This window comes from Streptococcus mitis (assembly GCF_013305725.1).
Taxonomy (GTDB): Bacteria; Bacillota; Bacilli; order Lactobacillales; family Streptococcaceae; genus Streptococcus; species Streptococcus mitis_BO.
In genome coordinates, this window is the sequence record NZ_CP047883.1 from 680,154 (window position 1) to 696,487 (window position 16,334).

The 16,334-nt window shown below is 41.7% G+C and carries 20 protein-coding genes; 19 read left to right on the forward strand and 1 reads right to left on the reverse strand.

Annotated features, from left to right (window positions below; all coding sequences use genetic code 11):
* Positions 1–59 precede the first annotated feature (59 nt).
* Genes M594_RS03355 through M594_RS03375 form a run of 5 tightly spaced genes read left to right on the forward strand, consistent with a single transcriptional unit; the run spans position 60 to position 4,758 of the window.
* On the forward strand, positions 60–1,016 hold the full coding sequence (locus M594_RS03355; RefSeq protein ID WP_153193854.1) for a TIGR01212 family radical SAM protein: 957 nt from the start codon (positions 60–62) through the stop codon (positions 1,014–1,016).
* Positions 1,000–1,557 (forward strand): tRNA (mnm(5)s(2)U34)-methyltransferase, encoded by a 558-nt coding sequence (locus M594_RS03360; protein WP_173875965.1) that lies wholly within the window; start codon positions 1,000–1,002, stop codon positions 1,555–1,557. The genes M594_RS03355 and M594_RS03360 overlap by 17 nt, the downstream gene beginning before the upstream one ends.
* Entirely contained in the window at positions 1,550–1,804 is a 255-nt protein-coding gene (locus tag M594_RS03365) for a hypothetical protein (RefSeq protein ID WP_173875966.1), read from the forward strand. Before M594_RS03360 ends, M594_RS03365 begins: the two co-directional genes overlap by 8 nt.
* Positions 1,805–1,815: 11 nt before the next feature.
* Positions 1,816–3,870 carry a cation:proton antiporter gene (locus M594_RS03370; protein WP_173875967.1) on the forward strand — a complete coding sequence of 685 codons (2,055 nt, stop codon included), beginning with the start codon at positions 1,816–1,818 and terminating at the stop codon, positions 3,868–3,870.
* Between the two features lie 27 nt (positions 3,871–3,897).
* Positions 3,898–4,758, forward strand: coding sequence for a YihY/virulence factor BrkB family protein (locus tag M594_RS03375; protein ID WP_173875968.1), 861 nt, complete (start codon positions 3,898–3,900; stop codon positions 4,756–4,758).
* Positions 4,759–4,838: 80 nt separating this feature from the next.
* On the opposite strand, the gene queA is transcribed toward M594_RS03375, so the two are convergent.
* Positions 4,839–5,867, reverse strand: a complete 1,029-nt coding sequence (queA, locus tag M594_RS03380; protein ID WP_173875969.1) for a tRNA preQ1(34) S-adenosylmethionine ribosyltransferase-isomerase QueA — start codon at positions 5,865–5,867, stop codon at positions 4,839–4,841.
* A 150-nt stretch (positions 5,868–6,017) separates the two neighbouring features.
* Here queA and M594_RS03385 point away from each other — a divergent pair, with 150 nt between their 5' ends.
* The 14 genes from M594_RS03385 (at position 6,018) to M594_RS03450 (ending at position 16,147) form a co-directional block, all read left to right on the forward strand.
* A complete protein-coding gene (locus M594_RS03385) occupies positions 6,018–6,725 on the forward strand; it encodes a glucosamine-6-phosphate deaminase (protein WP_173875970.1) in 708 nt (235 codons plus the stop codon).
* Between the two features lie 150 nt (positions 6,726–6,875).
* Positions 6,876–7,052 (forward strand): 30S ribosomal protein S21, encoded by a 177-nt coding sequence (gene rpsU / locus M594_RS03390; RefSeq protein ID WP_000048054.1) that lies wholly within the window; start codon positions 6,876–6,878, stop codon positions 7,050–7,052.
* Between the two features lie 281 nt (positions 7,053–7,333).
* A complete protein-coding gene (gene hprK / locus M594_RS03395) occupies positions 7,334–8,272 on the forward strand; it encodes an HPr(Ser) kinase/phosphatase (protein WP_173875971.1) in 939 nt (312 codons plus the stop codon).
* Entirely contained in the window at positions 8,265–9,053 is a 789-nt protein-coding gene (gene lgt, locus M594_RS03400) for a prolipoprotein diacylglyceryl transferase (RefSeq protein ID WP_173875972.1), read from the forward strand. The genes hprK and lgt overlap by 8 nt, the downstream gene beginning before the upstream one ends.
* Positions 9,054–9,437, forward strand: a complete 384-nt coding sequence (locus tag M594_RS03405) for a DUF948 domain-containing protein (protein ID WP_173875973.1) — start codon at positions 9,054–9,056, stop codon at positions 9,435–9,437.
* A gap of 15 nt (positions 9,438–9,452) precedes the next feature.
* Positions 9,453–9,842, forward strand: a complete 390-nt coding sequence (locus M594_RS03410) for a YtxH domain-containing protein (RefSeq protein ID WP_000517381.1) — start codon at positions 9,453–9,455, stop codon at positions 9,840–9,842.
* A gap of 83 nt (positions 9,843–9,925) precedes the next feature.
* Positions 9,926–11,056, forward strand: coding sequence for a radical SAM family heme chaperone HemW (gene hemW / locus M594_RS03415; protein ID WP_173875974.1), 1,131 nt, complete (start codon positions 9,926–9,928; stop codon positions 11,054–11,056).
* Positions 11,057–11,060: 4 nt separating this feature from the next.
* Positions 11,061–11,798, forward strand: coding sequence for an acyl-[acyl-carrier-protein] thioesterase (locus M594_RS03420; protein ID WP_173875975.1), 738 nt, complete (start codon positions 11,061–11,063; stop codon positions 11,796–11,798).
* 9 nt (positions 11,799–11,807) lie between these two features.
* Entirely contained in the window at positions 11,808–12,581 is a 774-nt protein-coding gene (locus M594_RS03425) for a TIGR01457 family HAD-type hydrolase (RefSeq protein WP_173875976.1), read from the forward strand.
* Positions 12,571–13,188, forward strand: coding sequence for a TIGR01906 family membrane protein (locus M594_RS03430; protein ID WP_173875977.1), 618 nt, complete (start codon positions 12,571–12,573; stop codon positions 13,186–13,188). Before M594_RS03425 ends, M594_RS03430 begins: the two co-directional genes overlap by 11 nt.
* A gap of 211 nt (positions 13,189–13,399) precedes the next feature.
* A complete protein-coding gene (locus M594_RS03435; RefSeq protein WP_000631255.1) occupies positions 13,400–13,801 on the forward strand; it encodes a Spx/MgsR family RNA polymerase-binding regulatory protein in 402 nt (133 codons plus the stop codon).
* Positions 13,801–14,079 (forward strand): UPF0223 family protein, encoded by a 279-nt coding sequence (locus M594_RS03440; protein WP_023939738.1) that lies wholly within the window; start codon positions 13,801–13,803, stop codon positions 14,077–14,079. Before M594_RS03435 ends, M594_RS03440 begins: the two co-directional genes overlap by 1 nt.
* Entirely contained in the window at positions 14,069–14,842 is a 774-nt protein-coding gene (locus M594_RS03445; protein ID WP_173875978.1) for an inositol monophosphatase family protein, read from the forward strand. Before M594_RS03440 ends, M594_RS03445 begins: the two co-directional genes overlap by 11 nt.
* Positions 14,843–16,147 (forward strand): RsmF rRNA methyltransferase first C-terminal domain-containing protein, encoded by a 1,305-nt coding sequence (locus M594_RS03450; protein ID WP_173875979.1) that lies wholly within the window; start codon positions 14,843–14,845, stop codon positions 16,145–16,147. It abuts the gene before it with no gap.
* Positions 16,148–16,334: the final 187 nt, after the last annotated feature.

Below are 16,334 nucleotides of genomic sequence, written 5' to 3' on the forward strand. Positions count from 1 at the left end.
GAAACAGAGGAATTTATAGGAAAGTCAGGCTTTTGAGATTGTAGATGTTTTCTGTTATAATGAAAGTTATGAAATCTTATAATACCTTGAATGATTATTATCGAAAACTATTTGGAGAAAAGACCTTTAAAGTCCCTATTGATGCGGGGTTTGACTGTCCTAATCGTGATGGGACTGTGGCTCATGGAGGCTGTACTTTTTGTACGGTTTCAGGTTCTGGAGATGCTATCGTAGCACCGGACGCGCCTATCCGTGAGCAATTTTATAAGGAAATTGACTTTATGCACCGTAAGTGGCCGGATGTTCAGAAGTATCTGGTTTATTTTCAAAATTTTACCAACACCCATGAAAAGGTGGAAGTCATCCGAGAGCGCTATGAGCAGGCTATCAATGAGCCAGGTGTAGTAGGAATCAATATTGGAACGCGGCCAGACTGTTTACCAGATGAAACCATCGAATATTTGGCTGAATTATCGGAGCGAATGCATGTGACGGTTGAATTGGGCTTGCAGACTACTTATGAAGAAACCTCTGATCTGATTAACCGCGCCCACTCCTATGAATTGTATGTGGAAACGGTCAAGCGTTTGAGAAAGTATCCCAAGATTGAGATTGTTTCCCATCTGATCAACGGACTTCCTGGTGAAACCCATGAGATGATGATTGAAAATGTCCGCCGATGTGTCACGGATAACGATATTCAAGGAATTAAACTGCATTTGCTCCATCTTATGACAAATACTCGTATGCAACGAGATTACCACGAAGGACGCTTGCAGTTGATGAGTCAGGACGAATATGTCAAGGTCATCTGTGACCAACTGGAAATCATTCCCAAGCATATCGTCATCCATCGAATCACAGGAGATGCACCTAGAGATATGCTGATTGGGCCTATGTGGAGCCTCAATAAATGGGAAGTTCTAAATAGTATTGAGATGGAGATGCGACGTCGCGGAAGTGTTCAAGGATGCAAGGCTGTAAAACAGGAGTTTGAAAATGAAAAGACCACTTGAGATGGCACATGATTTTTTGGCTGAAGTAGTTACAAAAGAGGATATCGTAGTGGATGCGACTATGGGAAATGGCCATGACACGCTTTTTTTAGCCAAGCTAGCCAAGCAAGTCTATGCCTTTGATATTCAGGAACAAGCCTTGGAAAAGACGCAAGAGCGTTTGAACCAAGCTGGCCTGACAAATGCCCAGTTAATCTTGCAAGGTCATGAGACACTGGACCAGTTTGTGACAAAAGCCAAGGCAGGTATCTTTAATCTGGGCTATCTGCCGTCAGCTGATAAGTCTGTCATCACCCGACCACAGACAACGATTGAAGCATTAGAAAAGCTGTGTGGCTTACTTGTCAAAGGTGGACGGATTGCTATCATGATCTACTATGGTCATGAAGGAGGCGACCTCGAGAGGGATGCTGTCTTGGATTTTGTTAGCCAGTTGAATCAACAAGAGTACACAGCTGCCATTTACCGAACTTTAAACCAAGTCAACAACCCACCATTTTTAGTAATGATTGAAAAATTAGAGAGATATAGACATGGATAAACAATACCTACGTGAAAAGCTGGATGCCATGCGCCAGAATTTTGTCGAATCAACCCACCACGAACGAGCAGTAGGTGTGTTAGACCAAGCACACATGAGCAAAAAAATGCTTAAAATCAAGAAAAAATTAGTTTCTCTTGAAATGGAACGGTGCCAGAGAAAAATTGAGCACAAGGATTGTTCCAAGATTGACCAAAAAATTAAAGAGCAGAAGGAGATTTTTGAATCTTGTTGTAAAAAAGATTAAGGAGGGCGTGCGTGGAATTACTGATTTATCTTATTCTATTTTTACTGGTCTTGATTGTCTCAAGTACAACCAATAAACTTCTGCCCTTTTTGCCTCTCCCTTTGGTGCAAATTCTTTTGGGAATTGTGATTGGTCTCTTTTTACCCAATACCGACTTTCATCTCAATACAGAGTTGTTTTTGGCCCTGGTTATTGGGCCCTTGCTTTTCCGAGAGTCGGAAGAAGCGGATATTACGGCTATTTTAAAACACTGGCGAATCATTATTTATCTCATATTTCCAGTGATTTTCATTTCGACCTTGAGTTTGGGTGGCTTGGCCCACCTTCTTTGGCTCAGTCTTCCCTTGGCGGCTTGCTTGGCCGTTGGGGCAGCCCTTGGACCTACAGACTTGGTTGCCTTTGCCTCTCTTTCAGAGCGCTTTAGCTTTCCTAAGCGCGTGTCCAATATCCTTAAGGGTGAAGGGCTCTTGAATGATGCTTCTGGCTTGGTTGCCTTTCAGGTGGCCTTGACAGCCTGGACAACTGGAGCCTTTTCCCTTGGGCAAGCGAGTAGTTCGCTCATCTTTTCAATCCTAGGCGGTTTTTTAATTGGATTTTTAACAGCCATGACCAACCGTTTCCTCCATAGCTTCTTGCTAAGTGTGAGAGCAACGGATATTGCTAGTGAGCTTCTTCTGGAATTGAGTTTGCCCTTGGTGACCTTCTTCCTGGCAGAAGAAGTCCATGTTTCAGGGATTATTGCCGTCGTAGTTGCTGGGATTTTAAAGGCAAGCCGTTTTAAGAAAATTACGCTCCTTGAAGCTCAAGTGGATACGGTGACTGAGACGGTCTGGCATACAGTGAACTTTATGCTCAACGGTTCTGTCTTTGTGATTTTAGGGATGGAGCTGGAAATGATAGCAGAGCCTATCTTGACCAATCCAATCTATAATCCCTTACTTTTATTGGTATCTCTTATAGCCCTTACCTTTGTCCTCTTTGCCATTCGTTTTGTCATGATTTATGGCTATTATGCCTATAGGACTAGACGTCTCAAGAAAAAGCTAAATAAGTATATGAAGGACATGCTTCTTTTGACCTTCTCAGGTGTCAAGGGAACGGTGTCGATTGCTACGATCCTTCTGATACCAAGTAATCTAGAACAGGAGTATCCTCTCTTGCTTTTCCTTGTCGCAGGTGTGACGCTTGTAAGCTTTTTAACAGGCCTCGTGGTTTTGCCTCATCTTTCTGATGAACAGGAAGAAAGCAAGGACTATCTCATGCATATCGCCATTTTGAATGAAGTAACGATAGAGTTGGAAAAAGAGTTGGAAGATACCAGAAATAAGCTCCCTCTCTATGCAGCTATTGACAATTATCATGGACGAATAGAGAATCTTATCTTGAGTCAAGAAAATAAGGGGGCTCAAGAAGACTGGGAGACCTTGAAACTTCTCATCCTCAGTATTGAAAGTGATGGTCTGGAACAGGCCTACGAAGAAGGCAAGATGAGTGAGCGTGCCTATCGAGTCTACCAACGTTATCTGAAAAACATGGAACAAAGTATCAATCGCAAGTTTGCTTCACGAGTGACCTATTATTTCCTTGTTTCCTTGCGGATTTTACGTTTTCTCCTTCACGAAGTCTTTACCTTAGGTAAGACTTTCCGCAGTTGGAAAAATGAAGAATCACAGAAACTCAGAGCCCTTGACTATGATCAAATTGCAGAACTCTATCTAGAAAATACAGAGATGATTATCGAAAGTTTGGAGAACCTAAAAGGGGTTTATAAGAGTTCTTTAATCAGCTTCATGCAGGATTCTCGTCTCCGTGAAACAGCTATCATCACCAGTGGTGCCTTTGTCGAACGGGTTATCAATCGTGTCAAACCCAACAATATCGATGAAATGCTGAGAGGCTATTATCTGGAGCGTAAATTGATTTTCGAATACGAAGAAAAACGATTGATTACGACCAAGTATGCCAAGAAATTACGACAAAATGTGAATAACTTAGAGAACTATTCTCTGAAGGAAGCTGCCAATACCCTGCCTTATGATATGATGGAATTGGTAAGAAGAAATTAATCAAGATTGTAAGTGAAGGAGTGTGACATGAAGAAGTGGTGGAAAGAGCTGATAGACAAGCCTTTAGTAAAAGCTTTTTTACATTATTATCAAGCATCAGATAGTGAGTTGACCAGTGTCGCAGTAGCCTACTATTGGTTGATTTCGATTTTCCCCCTGCTTCTGGTGGTGGTCAATATCCTCCCTTATTTTCAGATTCCAGTTTCCAATTTTTTAAAGGTTGTAAATGAATTCTTGCCCGATACCATGTATGATGTGGTTGCAAAGATTATTACAGAAGTGCTGACCCAACCTTCAACGGGCTTATTAAGTTTTGCGGTTTTGTCAGCCCTATGGACCTTTTCAAAATCCATGAATTTCCTACAGAAAGCTTTTAATAAAGCTTACGGAGTAGCTAAGAGTAGAGGTTTAATTTATCAGCAATTGATGAGTTTACTAGTCAGTTTTGGCTTGCAAATCCTTTTTGCCTTAGCTCTCTTTCTCAGTGTCTTTGGCCGCATGCTTCTCAACCTTATCAAAAGCTACTGGAAATCAGATAATCCTCTCTTTGATTATCTGCAAGACCTAACAGGCCCTTTGGTCTATGCCTTGATTTTTGCCATCCTGGTCATGATTTATTATTTCCTGCCCAATGTTAAGGTGCGAAGGATTCGACATGTATTGCCAGGTAGTGCCTTTGTCTTGTTGACCCTGGTCTTACTGCTCAATATCTTTTCAGTCTATGTCAACAATTATGTCAATCACCTAGTGGACGTCCGTTTTTTCAGTTCTATTGTCGTTGTGGTCATGATGTTCTGGTTTATTCTCATCGCTAAGATTTTGATTGTCGGCGCGGTGATCAATGCCAGTGTCCAGAGTTTGAAAGATCCGAGCTTTAGAATAAATTAACTTCATTTTTTATCCATTACAAAACGCATACTATCAGGCTTTATAAAACCTTGATAATATGCGCTTTTTGATTATGAAAATTAATAGATAAACATGGCATCACCGAAACTGAAGAAGCGGTAGTGTTCTTGGATGGCATGTTGATAAGCGTCTAAGACTAATTCACGGCCTGCAAAGGCAGAAACCAACATGACCAGAGTTGATTTTGGCAGGTGGAAGTTGGTTGAGAAGGCATCCACAACCTTCCATTCATAGCCAGGTTTGATAAAGATATTGGTCCAGCCAGAATCTGCTTGGATTTGTCCATCAAACTTGGAACCAATAGTTTCCAAGGTGCGGATAGAAGTGGTTCCGACAGCGATGACACGGCCTCCATTTTCCTTGACAGATCGAAGGGTGGTAGCAGATTCCTCAGAAAGCTGGTAGAATTCTGAGTGCATTTCGTGTTCGTCCAGATTATCTACAGAAACGGGTCTAAAGGTTCCGAGTCCGACATGAAGAGTCAGATAGACTAGATGAACACCCTTAGCTTGGATTTCTGCCAGCAGTTCTTTGGTGAAGTGCAATCCAGCAGTCGGTGCAGCAGCAGAGCCACTTTCCTTGGCGTAGACGGTTTGATAGCGTTCACGGTCATCCAGTTTTTCATGGATATAAGGTGGTAGTGGCATTTCTCCCAGACTTTCCAAGACTTCTAGAAAAATTCCTTGGTATTCAAAGCGGACAATGCGGCCCCCGTGAGTCAATTCTTCCGTAACGACAGCGATGAGGCGACCATCACCAAAACTGACACGAGTACCGACCTTGAGACGTTTGGCAGGTTTAGCCAGAACTTCCCACTCATCTCCAGCAGTATTTTTGAGCAGGAGAAGTTCCACATGGCCTCCAGTTTCTTCCTTTTGACCATAGAGGCGGGCAGGGAGAACTCGGGTGTCGTTCATAACAAGGGCATCACCAGGTTCCAGCATATCAATAATAGAGTGGAAGTGTTTATCCTGCATTTCTCCCGTCTCACGGTTGACGATGAGGAGTTTAGAGGCGTCCCGTTTTTCAAGAGGCGTTTGGGCAATCAATTCCTCAGGCAAGTGGAAATCAAAATCAGCTGTATTCATATATCTGTTCATTCTTTCTAAGTTCTAATCTTATCCATTATAACATGTTTCAACTATAGTCGCTCTTTTTTTAGAAATTAAATCGTTTTCACTTGACAAAAATTGGTCTATACCATATAATGAATATAGATTGAAACGGAGGATAAAAAGATGAAAGTTATTAAAGTTGAAAACCAAATCGAAGGTGGAAAAGTTGCTTTTGAGATTTTGAAGGAAAAATTGGCAAATGGAGCTCAAACCCTAGGACTTGCGACAGGAAGTAGCCCACTTGAATTTTACAAGGAAATTGTTGAGAGTGACCTTGATTTTTCAAATCTAACCAGTGTCAACCTTGATGAGTATGTAGGGCTTGATGGAGACAATCCACAGTCTTATCGTTACTTCATGCAAGAAAACTTGTTTAACCAAAAACCATTTAAAGAAAGTTTCTTGCCTCGTGGGGTTAAGGACAATGCTGAAGCTGAAGTTGAACGCTACAACCAAATTTTGGCTGACCATCCAGTTGACCTCCAAATCTTGGGAATCGGTCGCAATGGACATATCGGATTTAATGAACCTGGTACTCCATTTGACAGTCAAACTCACCTTGTAGAACTTGACAAGTCTACTATCGAAGCAAACGCACGTTTCTTTGACAAGATTGAAGATGTTCCAACCCAAGCCATTTCAATGGGGATTAAAAATATCTTGGATGCCAAGTCAATCCTTCTCTTTGCCTACGGTGAATCAAAAGCAGAAGCCATTGCTGGAACAGTGTCTGGCCTAGTGACTGAGAATCTACCTGCAAGTAGCCTACAAAACCACCCAGATGTGACCATCATCGCAGATGCTGAAGCGCTCAGCTTACTCGAAAAATAAAAAAGTGAAACCCTTCAGTTTTTTCTATTGAATGCTTTCAAGACTTGTATAAATGGCAGAAAAATCAAAATTAACCCGCATTTTTTCTTGACAATTATTCCTTTTACGTGTAAAATAGAATAGATCTTGAACTTGAAGGGAGTGAAAAAAATGTCTAAAACAGTAGTACGTAAGAATGAATCTCTTGACGACGCACTTCGTCGTTTCAAACGTGCGGTTACTAAAGCTGGTACTCTTCAAGAAACACGCAAACGTGAATTCTATGAAAAACCTTCTGTAAAACGTAAACGTAAATCAGAAGCAGCTCGTAAACGTAAAAAATTCTAATTAGAAATGAAAGGCTAGAGAAATCTAGTCTTTTTCTTTTAATACTCTTCGAAAATCAAATTCAAACCACGTCAACGTCGCCTTGGATTATATATGTGACTGACTTCGTCAGTCTTATCTACAACCTCAAAGCAGTGCTTCGAGCAACCTGCGGCTAGTTTCCTAGTTTGCTCTTTGATTTTCATTGAGTATAAATAAATACTTCAAAGCCTGCAAAAATCTCAAATATCCTCCTACAATTTGATATAATAGAGAGAAGAACTCATTTGAAGGAGGAAATGATGTCGGTTTTAGTAAAAGAAGTGATTGAAAAGCTCAGACTAGACATTGTCTATGGCGAACCAGAATTACTTGAAAAGGAAATTAATACCGCGGACATTACGCGACCTGGTCTTGAAATGACGGGCTATTTTGACTATTATACGCCTGAGCGAATCCAACTCTTGGGAATGAAGGAGTGGTCCTATCTCGTTTCGATGTCCTCTCACAACCGTTACCAAGTCTTGAAAAAAATGTTTCTACCTGAGACACCTGCGGTCATTGTTGCTCGTGGTTTGGTGGTTCCAGAGGAGATGCTAAAGGCAGCCAGAGAATGTAAGATTGCCATTTTAACCAGCCGTACGGCAACCAGTCGTTTATCTGGAGAGTTATCTAGTTATCTGGATTCACGTTTAGCAGAACGGACCAGTGTGCACGGTGTCTTGATGGATATCTATGGAATGGGTGTCTTGATTCAAGGTGATAGTGGCATCGGTAAGAGTGAGACAGGTCTAGAGCTTGTCAAACGTGGTCACCGCTTGGTAGCCGATGATCGTGTCGATATCTTTGCCAAGGATGAGATTACTCTTTGGGGTGAACCAGCTGAAATCTTGAGACACCTGATTGAAATTCGTGGGGTTGGGATTATCGATGTCATGAGCCTCTACGGTGCGAGTGCCGTCAAGGATTCTTCACAAGTCCAGCTGGCTGTTTATTTGGAAAATTACGATACACATAAAACTTTTGATCGTCTTGGAAACAATGCAGAGGAACTTGAAATTTCTGGCGTATCCATTCCTCGTATCCGTATTCCAGTTAAAACTGGTCGAAATATTTCTGTTGTGATTGAGGCAGCTGCCATGAATTATCGTGCCAAGGAAATGGGCTTTGATGCGACGCGTTTATTCGAAGAACGCTTGACCAATCTCATTGCTCAAAACGAGGAGGTGCCTAATGTTTGATCCAATTGCGATTCATCTAGGCCCTCTAGCCATTCGATGGTATGCCTTGTGTATTGTAACAGGCTTGATTCTTGCGGTTTATTTGACCATGAAAGAAGCACCTAGAAAGAAGATCATACCAGACGATATTTTAGATTTTATCTTGATAGCCTTTCCTCTGGCTATTTTAGGAGCTCGTCTCTACTATGTTATTTTCCGTTTTGATTACTATAGTCAGAACTGGGGAGAAATTTTTGCCATTTGGAATGGTGGTTTGGCCATTTACGGTGGTTTGATAACTGGGGCTATTGTGCTCTATATCTTTGCTGATCGTAAACTTATCAATACTTGGGATTTCCTAGATATTGCGGCGCCTAGCGTCATGATTGCCCAAAGTCTGGGGCGCTGGGGCAATTTCTTTAACCAAGAAGCTTATGGTGCAGCAGTGGATAATTTGGATTATCTACCTGGCTTTATCCGTGACCAGATGTATATTGAGGGGAGCTACCGTCAACCGACCTTCCTTTATGAGTCTCTATGGAATCTACTTGGATTTGCTTTGATTTTGATATTCAGACGAAAATGGAAGAGTCTCAGACGAGGTCATATCACTGCCTTTTACTTGATTTGGTATGGTTTCGGTCGTATGGTCATCGAAGGCATGCGGACAGATAGTCTCATGTTCTTTGGACTTCGAGTATCTCAATGGCTTTCAGTTGTCCTTATCGGATTGGGTATTTTTATCATTCTATATCAAAATCGAAAGAAGGCCCCTTACTATATTTCAGAGGAGGAAAATTAAATGTTAGAAGTTGCATATATTCTTGTAGCCCTTGCTTTGATTGTCTTTTTAGTCTATCTAATCATTACTGTACAAAAGCTTGGACGTGTTATCGATGAAACAGAGAAGACGATTAAAACCTTGACTTCAGATGTGGATGTGACCTTGCATCACACCAATGAATTGCTGGCTAAGGTCAATGTCTTGGCAGATGATATCAATGTTAAGGTTGCAACGATTGATCCACTCTTTAGTGCAGTTGCTGATTTATCTCTATCTGTTTCAGACCTCAATGATCATGCGCGTGTCTTGAGCAAGAAAGCTTCATCAGCTGGTTCAAAAACACTTAAGACTGGTGCAAGTTTGTCAGCTTTTCGTGTAGCAAGTAAATTTTTCAAAAAATAAAAAAGGAGAATTCTTATGGGTAAACTATCCTCAATCCTTTTAGGAACCGTTTCAGGTGCAGCTCTTGCCTTGTTTTTAACAAGTGACAAGGGCAAACAAGTTTGCAGTCAGGCTCAAGATTTTCTAGATGATTTGAGAGAAGATCCTGAGTATGCCAAGGAGCAGGTCTGTGAAAAACTGACAGAAGTCAAGGAGCAGGCTACAGATTTTGTTCTTAAAACCAAAGAACAGGTTGAGTCAGGTGAAATCACTGTGGACAGTGTCCTTGCTCAAGCCAAATCATGTGCCCGTCAAGCGACAGAAGCATCAAAAGATCGATTCAATAATCTCAAGGAGCAATGGCAAGAAAAGGCCGAAACTCTTGATGAATCAGAAGAGATTGTTATTGACATAACAGAAGAATAAACCATCACCATCTCTGGACGGACTATGTATCTGGGGATGGTGATTTTTTTCTTGTAGCCTGTCTTTGTGGTATAATAATTACTATGCAGAAAAAACCAACGTCAGCCTATGTGCACATCCCGTTTTGTACCCAGATTTGTTATTATTGTGACTTTTCAAAAGTTTTTATCAAGAATCAGCCGGTAGATAGCTATTTAGAGCATCTGTTAGAAGAGTTTCGTTCTTATGATATTCAAAAATTGAGAACCCTCTACATCGGTGGTGGCACACCGACAGCTTTGTCAGCTTCTCAACTGGAGGTGTTATTGAAGGGCTTGACTAAAAAATTGGACCTGTCTGTCTTAGAAGAGTTGACTATTGAGGCTAATCCAGGCGACTTGGATGCGGATAAGATTGCTGTTTTGAAGAACTCGGCTGTCAATCGTGTTTCGCTAGGCGTGCAGACCTTTGATGATAAGATGCTGAAAAAGATTGGGCGCAGTCATTTGGAGAAGGATATTTATGAAAATATCGACCGTCTGAAACTGGCTGGTTTTGACAATATCTCTATTGATTTGATTTATGCACTGCCTGGTCAGACCATGGAGCAGGTCAAGGAAAATGTGGCTAAGGCCATTGGGCTGGATATTCCCCATATGAGTTTGTATAGCTTGATTTTAGAAAACCATACGGTTTTTATGAACCGTATGAGACGAGGGAAATTGCCTCTGCCTAAGGAGGAACTGGAAGCTGAGATGTTTGAGTACATCATTGCAGAGCTGGAGCGAGCTGGTTTTGAGCACTATGAGATTTCCAATTTCTCCAAACCTGGTTTTGAAAGTCGCCACAATCTCATGTACTGGGACAATGCTGAGTACTATGGTATCGGTGCTGGGGCGTCTGGTTATGTCAATGGCGTGCGCTATAAAAATCATGGGCCGATACGTCATTATCTCAGTGCGGTTGAGGAAGGCAATGCTCGCATCACAGAAGAACACCTGAGTCAAAAGGAGCAAATGGAAGAAGAAATGTTCCTGGGTCTTCGCAAGAAATCAGGGGTCTCCATGGCGAGATTTGAAGAAAAATTTGGACGGTCTTTTGATGGACTTTATGGAGAAATCGTCAAGGACTTGGTTCAACAAGGTCTCATGCAAATAGAGGGTGACCGAGTTCGCATGACAAAAAGAGGTCTCTTTTTAGGAGACACCGTAGCAGAACGATTTATTTTGGAGTAGGATGATGGGCTTAACTTATCAAATGAAAATGAAAATTCCTTTTGATATGGCTGATATGAACGGTCATATCAAGCTACCAGATGTGATTTTGCTGTCCCTACAAGTTTCAGGGATGCAGTCTATTGAACTGGGAGTTAGTGATAAAACCATTTTAGAAGACTATAATCTTGTCTGGATTATCACAGACTATGATATTGAGGTGGCTCGTTTGCCTCGTTTTGCGGAAGAAATCACCATCGAAACGGAAGCCCTGAGTTACAATCGACTCTTTTGCTACCGTCGCTTTACCATTTGTGATGAAACGGGGCAGGAGCTCATTCACATGATGGCGACCTTTGTTCTCATGGACCGAGACAGTCGAAGAGTTCATATTGTCGAGCCTGAGATTGTGGCTCCTTACCAGTCTGATTTTGATAAAAAACTTATCCGCGGGCCAAGGTATGAGTCCTTGGAAGAGCCAATCAGCAAGGATTACCATGTTCGTTTTTACGACTTGGATATGAATGGCCATGTCAATAACAGTAAATACTTGGACTGGATTTTTGAAGTAATGGGAGCGGACTTTTTGACCCAATATATTCCCAAGAAAATCAATCTCAAGTATGTCAAGGAAGTTCGACCAGGTGGGGTGATCGCATCGGCTGTTGAACGGACTGGACTGGAAAGCAAACATGAGATTACAAGCGACGGGGCTACCAATGCCCAAGCTATCATCACTTGGCAAGAAATAAAAAAAGATTAGGAAGAAAGTATGAAATATAAAGGCTATTTAATTGATTTAGACGGTACTATTTATAAGGGGAAAGACCGAATTCCGGCTGGAGAGGCTTTTGTTCATGAATTGCAAAAGCGGGATATTCCCTATCTCTTTGTGACCAACAATACAACTCGCACTCCAGAGAGTGTTCAGGAGATGTTGGCTCAGAATTTTAATATCGATACGCCCCTGTCGACTGTCTACACAGCGACTTTGGCGACTATCGACTATATGAACGACTTGGGTCTTGAAAAGACCGTCTACGTCATCGGAGAAGCAGGCCTCAAGGAAGCCATCAAGGCGGCTGGTTATGTCGAAGACAAGGAAAATCCAGCCTATGTGGTAGTAGGTTTGGATTGGCAAGTCGACTATGAAAAATTTGCCACAGCAACTCTGGCTATCCAAAAGGGTGCCCACTTTATCGGAACCAACCCTGACCTCAACATTCCGACAGAACGAGGACTTTTGCCAGGTGCTGGTTCACTGATTACGCTGCTTGAAGTAGCAACACGAGTGAAGCCTGTTTATATCGGAAAACCCAATGCCATCATTATGGACAAGGCGGTTGAGCACTTAGGTTTGGAACGTGAAGAATTAATCATGGTTGGGGACAATTATTTGACTGATATCCGAGCTGGGATTGACAATGGCATTCCAACGCTCTTGGTGACGACTGGTTTTACCAAGGCAGAAGAAGTAGCTGGCCTGCCAATCGCACCGACTCATGTGGTTTCTAGCCTAGCGGAGTGGAACTTTGATGAAAACTAAACTGACCTTTTGGAGCTCTATGCTCTTTCTCCTCTCTTTCTCAATCCTTTTGACCATTTATTTGGCTTGGAGTTTTTATCCTTTGGAGATTGAGTGGCTGAATTTAACAAATCGGGTTTATCTAAAACCAGAAACCATTCAGTACAACTTTCATATTTTGATGAATTACCTGACCAATCCTTTTAGTCAGGTATTAGAGATGCCAGATTTTCGTTCGTCAGCAGCTGGTCTGCACCACTTTGCGGTGGTCAAGGACCTCTTCCACTTTGTTCAGCTAGTAGCTCTAGTGACACTGCCAAGTTTCTATTTCTTTGTCAAAGGGATTGTGAAAAAGGGATTTTTATCTTTATTTAGTAAGGAACTTCTGACTCTAGTAGTTTTGCCTTTGGTGATTGGGCTTGGGGGAGTTTTGATTGGTTTTGACCAATTCTTTACCCTTTTCCATCAAATTCTCTTTGTGGGAGATGATACCTGGCTTTTTGACCCAGCCAAGGATCCAGTTATTCTGATTTTGCCAGAGATTTTCTTCCTCCATGCCTTCCTCCTCTTTTTCACCCTCTATGAAAGCTTCTTTGGTTTTCTATACCTGAAAAGTCGTAGGAAATAATACTAAAGATGTTCTTATTTTGAGTAAATCAATTAGGTATATGATTCGAAACTATTGTCAAGAGTGAATTAACTAAATCTACCTTACCTCAATCGTTCGCAAACAGTCTATTTTTCTTGAAAAAATAGGCTTTTTTTCTAAAAATCTCTAGTCAAGCGCTTTATTTTTTTGTATAATAGAATTAGCAAAGTATAGATAAGAAGAGAAAAGCATGATTACACTATTTCTATCACCGAGCTGTACTTCATGTCGTAAGGCAAAGGCCTGGTTAGAAAAACATAAGGTTCCCTTTGAGGAACACAATATTATGACCAGTCCTTTAACAAGAAAAGAATTGCAACACATCCTTTCCTTGACCGAAAATGGTACTGATGACATCATTTCAACTCGTTCAAAAATTTTTCAAAAATTGAATATTGATGTAGAGAGTATCTCGGTATCGGAATTGCTTCATTTAATTGAGCAGTATCCAAGTCTTTTGCGTCGTCCCATTATTATTGATGCCAAACGTATGCAAATTGGTTTTAATGAAGATGAGATTCGTGCTTTTCTCCCTCGTAGTTACCGTAAGCAAGAACTAAAAGAAGCAAGAATGAGAGCTGGTATTAGTTAATGAACAAACAGTATAGTTACCCACTAGATTTGTCGTGGAGCACTGAAGAACTTGCTTCAGTGCTTTCTTTTTTTAATGATGTTGAAGCTGTCTATGAGGGCAAGGTAGAGGCTAAAAAGTTACTGGACTCCTATAAGGGATTCAAGGCGGTCGTGCCAAGTAAGAGCGAAGAGAAACGTTTGGGACGAGAATTTGAAACAGTGAGTGGCTATTCGCTTTACCGAGCAGTTCAGGCGGCTAAGGAAAAAGGGGAAGGAAAGATTTCTCTTGGAAAGTAAATTTGAATTTGCTAAAGAGCTAATTAAGAAAGCAGGCCAGTACATCCTTGACCACATGCAGGAAGACTTGTGTGTTGAGACCAAGTCCTCTCCAACAGATTTGGTGACCAAACTGGACAAGGAAGTTCAGGAACTTTTGGTTGGTGAGATTTTGTCCCGTTATCCTGAGGATAAGATTTGTGCTGAAGAAGGTTGTCTGAGAGCTTCGATTCAAGAGGGCAAGGTTTGGGTTATTGATCCGATTGATGGGACCAATAATTTTGTCGCCCAGCAGGAAGATTTTGCTGTTATGATGGCTTATTTTGAAAATGGTCAGGGGCAGTTTGGACTGATTTATGATGTGGTCAAAGGGGATTGTTATCACGGTGGTGGTAAGTTTCCAGTCTGTCGAAATGATCAGCCCCTAGCTCCCTTTAAAGCAAAACCACTTGGAGATTTTCTCATTGCGGGGAATAGTGGTATGTTGGAAACCAATGAATGGGGTCTAGCTGATTTGGGTCGAGCGGTTCTCGGCGTTCGTGTCTATGGGAGTGCGGCCATTAGTTTTGCCAAGATTTTGTCAGGGCGTTTGTTGACTTATGTTACTTATCTGCAACCATGGGATTATGCTGCGGCTAGTATTTTAGGGGAAAGTCTGGGCTATCGGGTTGTGACCCTATCTGGTGGGGCTCCTGATTTTCAAACCAGACAACTGGTCATGATGGTGCCTCTTGAGATGCAGGAGGAAATTCAGTCCTATATTTACGAAAGGAAAAGAACTTAAATGCAATTTCCAGAAGGATTTGTTGAAAAATATGAAGAGATACTAGGAGATGAGGCAAGAGATTTTCTTGCCTCTTTTGAGGAGGAAGCGGTTTCGGCCTTTCGGGTCAATCCTTTAAAAGAAGCGCCAGTTTCCTTCTCTGATCCCATTCCTCAAACCCCTTGGGGCCACTATGGAAAGGTATCAGGGAAATCGCCTGAGCATGCTACTGGTTTGGTTTATTCGCAAGAACCTGCTGCCCAGATGGTTGCTCAGGTAGCCCAGCCCAGTCCTGGTATGAAGGTCTTGGATTTGGCTGCTGCACCGGGTGGAAAATCCACTCAACTAGCAGCCTATCTAGCAGGGGAGGGTCTCCTTGTTTCCAATGAAATTTCAAGCAAACGGGCTAAGATTTTAGTAGAAAACATGGAGCGCTTTGGAGCGACAAATGTCGTGGTGACCAATGAATCTGCTGACCGCTTGGCCAAGGTTTTTAAGGGCTATTTTGACCTCATTGTCCTTGATGCCCCTTGCTCTGGTGAAGGGATGTTTCGTAAGCAACCAGATGCTATGGACTATTGGAGCTTAGATTATCCGAGTCAATGTGCTAGCTTGCAAAGAGAAATTCTGGAAGATGCAGTAACCATGCTAGCTGAAGGTGGTCGCTTGGTTTATTCAACCTGTACCTGGGCACCCGAGGAAAACGAAGAGATTGTCAATTGGCTACTGAAAGAGTATGATTTTGATTTGTTACCAGTAGAGCATATCAATGGAATGGTAGCTGGTATTGACCTGCCAGAAACGGCTCGGATGTACCCACATCATTTTAAGGGAGAGGGTCAGTTTGTCGCCCATTTACAATTTAAAGGTGAAAATCCAGCCCCAAAATGTAAGGCAAGTAAGAGTAATCTCAGTCGTGAACAACTTGCCTTGTGGCAGGAATTTGCCCAAAAATATTTGCAGGTCAATCTAAGGGGAATCTTGCAGACTTTTGGTGACCAACTTTATCTCTTACCAGAACTCTTGCCAGATTTAGGGAAACTCAAGATTGCTCGCAATGGCCTGCATCTGGGCACTTTTAAGAAAAAACGCTTTGAGCCTAGTTTTGCTCTTGGTCTAGCCTTGAAACCGAGTCAGGTCAAGCAGTCGGTTGAAATTGACCAAGAAGCGTTTGTCAAGTATGTGGCTGGAGAAACCGTTCAGCTGGCGGAAAGTCTTCCAAATGGTTGGTACCAAGTTTTGGTTCAAGGAAATGGTTTGGGCTTTGGAAAGGTGACTGGAAATGTTTTGAAAAACTATTTTCCAAAAGGTCTCAGATTCAAGTGAAAATGCTAGTCAAAGTAGCTTGTCTATGTTATAGTGGAAGTATGGATTTTTTTCAAATTGTCTTTCATTTTAAGTCAAAATTGGCGGAAAAGGTAACTGAGCAAATTTCTAGTAAAATTAAGCTATCAACTTCAGTTTGCTCTCAATTTTAAAAAAGAAAAACATAAATAAATAATTGAAAAAATTC